This window comes from Bowmanella dokdonensis, from assembly GCF_017254865.1.
Classification (GTDB): domain Bacteria; phylum Pseudomonadota; class Gammaproteobacteria; order Enterobacterales; family Alteromonadaceae; genus Bowmanella; species Bowmanella dokdonensis.
In genome coordinates this window covers 1-308 of sequence record NZ_JAFKCV010000295.1, presented here as the reverse complement: position 1 = coordinate 308, position 308 = coordinate 1, and the positions used below count along the sequence as shown (strand labels likewise).

Here is a 308-nt window from a genome sequence, read left to right as displayed (position 1 = left end):
CATGTAGACAGTCGTATGATGGCAAAGGCGGCTGTCTTGTCTAATGTGGGGGCCAGAATAGTAGGGGCCGCCTACAATGGCCCGCACTCTGCTAATGGTATTGCTTCGTTATTTATCGCTACCGGTCAGGATGAGGCCAATGTGGTGGAGTCCCATGCTGGCCACCTCTCCCATGAATTGCTTGAAAATGACGATCTCTATTTGTCGGTTACTTTACCTTCCTTGATTGTTGCCACTTATGGCGGCGGAACGGGGCTGCCAACACAAAAAGAATGCTTGAATCTACTGGGGTGCTATGGGAAAGGAAA

Annotated in this window: 1 protein-coding gene; it reads left to right on the top strand. The window is 50.0% G+C overall.

The window, feature by feature from the left end:
• Positions 1-308 (top strand): hydroxymethylglutaryl-coenzyme A reductase family protein (locus J0A66_RS22655; protein WP_500676673.1); only part of this gene is annotated, 308 nt, incomplete at both ends.